Annotated in this window: 2 tRNA genes and 3 rRNA genes; all 5 read left to right on the top strand. The window is 49.2% G+C overall.

The features are described from left to right. Nucleotides 1–57: 57 nt before the first annotated feature. A tRNA-Glu gene (locus HMPREF1117_RS06305) sits at nucleotides 58–129 on the top strand. A 244-nt stretch (nucleotides 130–373) separates the two neighbouring features. After that, nucleotides 374–1919, top strand: a 16S ribosomal RNA gene (locus HMPREF1117_RS06300). 50 nt (nucleotides 1920–1969) lie between these two features. Then, nucleotides 1970–2042, top strand: a tRNA-Ala gene (locus tag HMPREF1117_RS06295). A gap of 126 nt (nucleotides 2043–2168) precedes the next feature. After that, a 23S ribosomal RNA gene (locus HMPREF1117_RS06290) occupies nucleotides 2169–5069 on the top strand. 76 nt (nucleotides 5070–5145) lie between these two features. Continuing rightward, nucleotides 5146–5261, top strand: a 5S ribosomal RNA gene (gene rrf, locus HMPREF1117_RS06285). The 16S, 23S and 5S rRNA genes sit together here with 2 tRNA genes alongside, the layout of an rRNA operon.

The following is a 5261-nucleotide window of genomic DNA, read 5'->3' as shown; positions in this document are numbered from 1 at the left end:
GTAGTTGACAAGATTTGAAAAGTGGGTATAATAGTAAGAGTTGAAAATAACAACTCTGGTCCGTTGGTCAAGGGGTTAAGACACCGCCTTTTCACGGCGGTAACACGGGTTCGAATCCCGTACGGACTATGGTATGTTGTAGTTGGGAACACTTGATGAAAAAAGTTTAAAAAAGTTTCAAAAAAGTGTTGACAAGAGAAAACAGCTATGATATACTAAGATAGTTGTCGCTTGAGAGATAACGAGTGACAAAGACCTTTGAAAACTGAACAAGACGAACCAATGTGCAGGGCACTACAACTGATGTTGTAGTACTGAACAATGAAAAAAACAATAAATCTGTCAGTGACAGAAATGAGTGAGAACTCAAACTTTTAATGAGAGTTTGATCCTGGCTCAGGACGAACGCTGGCGGCGTGCCTAATACATGCAAGTAGAACGCTGAAGGAGGAGCTTGCTTCTCTGGATGAGTTGCGAACGGGTGAGTAACGCGTAGGTAACCTGCCTGGTAGCGGGGGATAACTATTGGAAACGATAGCTAATACCGCATAACATTGACTATTGCATGATAGTCAGTTAAAAGGTGCAATTGCACCACTACCAGATGGACCTGCGTTGTATTAGCTAGTTGGTGGGGTAACGGCTCACCAAGGCGACGATACATAGCCGACCTGAGAGGGTGATCGGCCACACTGGGACTGAGACACGGCCCAGACTCCTACGGGAGGCAGCAGTAGGGAATCTTCGGCAATGGACGGAAGTCTGACCGAGCAACGCCGCGTGAGTGAAGAAGGTTTTCGGATCGTAAAGCTCTGTTGTAAGAGAAGAACGAGTGTGAGAGTGGAAAGTTCACACTGTGACGGTATCTTACCAGAAAGGGACGGCTAACTACGTGCCAGCAGCCGCGGTAATACGTAGGTCCCGAGCGTTGTCCGGATTTATTGGGCGTAAAGCGAGCGCAGGCGGTTAGATAAGTCTGAAGTTAAAGGCTGTGGCTTAACCATAGTACGCTTTGGAAACTGTTTAACTTGAGTGCAAGAGGGGAGAGTGGAATTCCATGTGTAGCGGTGAAATGCGTAGATATATGGAGGAACACCGGTGGCGAAAGCGGCTCTCTGGCTTGTAACTGACGCTGAGGCTCGAAAGCGTGGGGAGCAAACAGGATTAGATACCCTGGTAGTCCACGCCGTAAACGATGAGTGCTAGGTGTTAGACCCTTTCCGGGGTTTAGTGCCGTAGCTAACGCATTAAGCACTCCGCCTGGGGAGTACGACCGCAAGGTTGAAACTCAAAGGAATTGACGGGGGCCCGCACAAGCGGTGGAGCATGTGGTTTAATTCGAAGCAACGCGAAGAACCTTACCAGGTCTTGACATCCCTCTGACCGCTCTAGAGATAGAGCTTTCCTTCGGGACAGAGGTGACAGGTGGTGCATGGTTGTCGTCAGCTCGTGTCGTGAGATGTTGGGTTAAGTCCCGCAACGAGCGCAACCCCTATTGTTAGTTGCCATCATTTAGTTGGGCACTCTAGCGAGACTGCCGGTAATAAACCGGAGGAAGGTGGGGATGACGTCAAATCATCATGCCCCTTATGACCTGGGCTACACACGTGCTACAATGGCTGGTACAACGAGTCGCAAGCCGGTGACGGCAAGCTAATCTCTTAAAGCCAGTCTCAGTTCGGATTGTAGGCTGCAACTCGCCTACATGAAGTCGGAATCGCTAGTAATCGCGGATCAGCACGCCGCGGTGAATACGTTCCCGGGCCTTGTACACACCGCCCGTCACACCACGAGAGTTTGTAACACCCGAAGTCGGTGAGGTAACCGTAAGGAGCCAGCCGCCTAAGGTGGGATAGATGATTGGGGTGAAGTCGTAACAAGGTAGCCGTATCGGAAGGTGCGGCTGGATCACCTCCTTTCTAAGGATAAGGAATGCACATTGGTCTTGTTTAGTCTTGAGAGGTCTTGTGGGGCCTTAGCTCAGCTGGGAGAGCGCCTGCTTTGCACGCAGGAGGTCAGCGGTTCGATCCCGCTAGGCTCCATTGGTGAGAGATCACCAAGTAATGCACATTGAAAATTGAATATCTATATCAAATAGTAACAAGAAAATAAACCGAAAACGCTGTAGTATTAAAATAAGAGTTTATGACTGAAAGGTCAGAAAATAAGGTTAAGTTAATAAGGGCGCACGGTGGATGCCTTGGCACTAGGAGCCGAAGAAGGACGTGACAAACGACGATATGCCTTGGGTAGCTGTAAGTAAGCGATGATCCAGGGATTTCCGAATGGGGGAACCCAACAGGTATTACCTGTTACCCATATCTGTTAAGGATATGAGGAGGAAGACGCAGTGAACTGAAACATCTAAGTAGCTGCAGGAAGAGAAAGCAAAAGCGATTGCCTTAGTAGCGGCGAGCGAAACGGCAGGAGGGCAAACCGAAGAGTTTACTCTTCGGGGTTGTAGGACTGCAATGTGGACTCAAAGATTATAGAAGAATGATTTGGGAAGATCAGCCAAAGAGAGTAATAGCCTCGTATTTAAAATAGTCTTTGTACCTAGCAGTATCCTGAGTACGGCGAGACACGTGAAATCTCGTCGGAATCTGGGAGGACCATCTCCCAACCCTAAATACTCCCTAGTGACCGATAGTGAACCAGTACCGTGAGGGAAAGGTGAAAAGCACCCCGGGAGGGGAGTGAAATAGAACCTGAAACCGTGTGCCTACAACAAGTTCGAGCCCGTTAATGGGTGAGAGCGTGCCTTTTGTAGAATGAACCGGCGAGTTACGTTATGATGCGAGGTTAAGTTGAAGAGACGGAGCCGCAGGGAAACCGAGTCTGAATAGGGCGCATTAGTATCATGACGTAGACCCGAAACCATGTGACCTACCCATGAGCAGGTTGAAGGTGCGGTAAGACGCACTGGAGGACCGAACCAGGGCACGTTGAAAAGTGCTTGGATGACTTGTGGGTAGCGGAGAAATTCCAAACGAACTTGGAGATAGCTGGTTCTCTCCGAAATAGCTTTAGGGCTAGCGTCGACATAAAGATTCTTGGAGGTAGAGCACTGTTTGGGTGAGGGGTCCATCCCGGATTACCAATCTCAGATAAACTCCGAATGCCAATGAATTATGGTCGGCAGTCAGACTGCGAGTGCTAAGATCCGTAGTCGAAAGGGAAACAGCCCAGACCACCAGCTAAGGTCCCAAAATAATTGTTAAGTGGAAAAGGATGTGGGGTTGCACAGACAACTAGGATGTTAGCTTAGAAGCAGCTATTCATTCAAAGAGTGCGTAATAGCTCACTAGTCGAGTGACCCTGCGCCGAAAATGTACCGGGGCTAAAACAATTTACCGAAGCTGTGGATACCTTTATAGGTATGGTAGGAGAGCGTTCTATGTGTGGAGAAGGTGTACCGTGAGGAGCGCTGGAACGCATAGAAGTGAGAATGCCGGTATGAGTAGCGAAAGACAGGTGAGAATCCTGTCCACCGTAAGACTAAGGTTTCCAGGGGAAGGCTCGTCCGCCCTGGGTTAGTCGGGACCTAAGGAGAGACCGAAAGGTGTATCCGATGGACAACAGGTTGATATTCCTGTACTAGAGTATGTAGTGATGGAGGGACGCAGTAGGCTAACTAAAGCAGACGATTGGAAGAGTCTGTCTAAGCAGTGAGGTGTGATATGAGTCAAATGCTTATATCTATAACATTGAGCTGTGATGGGGAGCGAAGTTTAGTAGCGAAGTTAGTGACGTCACACTGCCAAGAAAAGCTTCTAGCGTTTAAACATACTCTACCCGTACCGCAAACCGACACAGGTAGTCGAGGCGAGTAGCCTCAGGTGAGCGAGAGAACTCTCGTTAAGGAACTCGGCAAAATGACCCCGTAACTTCGGGAGAAGGGGTGCTGACTTTAAGTCAGCCGCAGTGAATAGGCCCAAGCAACTGTTTATCAAAAACACAGCTCTCTGCTAAATCGTAAGATGATGTATAGGGGGTGACGCCTGCCCGGTGCTGGAAGGTTAAGAGGAGTGCTTAGCGTAAGCGAAGGTATGAATTGAAGCCCCAGTAAACGGCGGCCGTAACTATAACGGTCCTAAGGTAGCGAAATTCCTTGTCGGGTAAGTTCCGACCCGCACGAAAGGCGTAATGATTTGGGCACTGTCTCAACGAGAGACTCGGTGAAATTTTAGTACCTGTGAAGATGCAGGTTACCCGCGACAGGACGGAAAGACCCCATGGAGCTTTACTGCAGTTTGATATTGAGTGTCTGTACCACATGTACAGGATAGGTAGGAGTCTATGAGATCGGGACGCCAGTTTCGAAGGAGACGTTGTTGGGATACTACCCTTGTGTTATGGCCACTCTAACCCAGATAGGTGATCCCTATCGGAGACAGTGTCTGACGGGCAGTTTGACTGGGGCGGTCGCCTCCTAAAAGGTAACGGAGGCGCCCAAAGGTTCCCTCAGAATGGTTGGAAATCATTCGCAGAGTGTAAAGGTATAAGGGAGCTTGACTGCGAGAGCTACAACTCGAGCAGGGACGAAAGTCGGGCTTAGTGATCCGGTGGTTCCGTATGGAAGGGCCATCGCTCAACGGATAAAAGCTACCCTGGGGATAACAGGCTTATCTCCCCCAAGAGTTCACATCGACGGGGAGGTTTGGCACCTCGATGTCGGCTCGTCGCATCCTGGGGCTGTAGTCGGTCCCAAGGGTTGGGCTGTTCGCCCATTAAAGCGGCACGCGAGCTGGGTTCAGAACGTCGTGAGACAGTTCGGTCCCTATCCGTCGCGGGCGTAGGAAATTTGAGAGGATCTGCTCCTAGTACGAGAGGACCAGAGTGGACTTACCGCTGGTGTACCAGTTGTCTTGCCAAAGGCATCGCTGGGTAGCTATGTAGGGAAGGGATAAACGCTGAAAGCATCTAAGTGTGAAACCCACCTCAAGATGAGATTTCCCATGATTTTATATCAGTAAGAGCCCTGAGAGATGATCAGGTAGATAGGTTAGAAGTGGAAGTGTGGCGACACATGTAGCGGACTAATACTAATAGCTCGAGGACTTATCCAAAGTAACTGAGAATACGAAAGCTTAAGGTTTTCTTGGTTTGAATAGATATTCAATTTTGAGTAGGTATTACTCAGAGTTAAGTGACGATAGCCTAGGAGATACACCTGTACCCATGCCGAACACAGAAGTTAAGCCCTAGAACGCCGGAAGTAGTTGGGGGTTGCCCCCTGTGAGATATGGAAGTCGCTTAGC

This window comes from Streptococcus sp. SK643 (genome assembly GCF_000259505.1).
Lineage (GTDB): Bacteria > Bacillota > Bacilli > Lactobacillales > Streptococcaceae > Streptococcus.
Note: the sequence above shows the minus strand (reverse complement) of the source record. Positions and strands in the feature narration are given on the sequence as shown.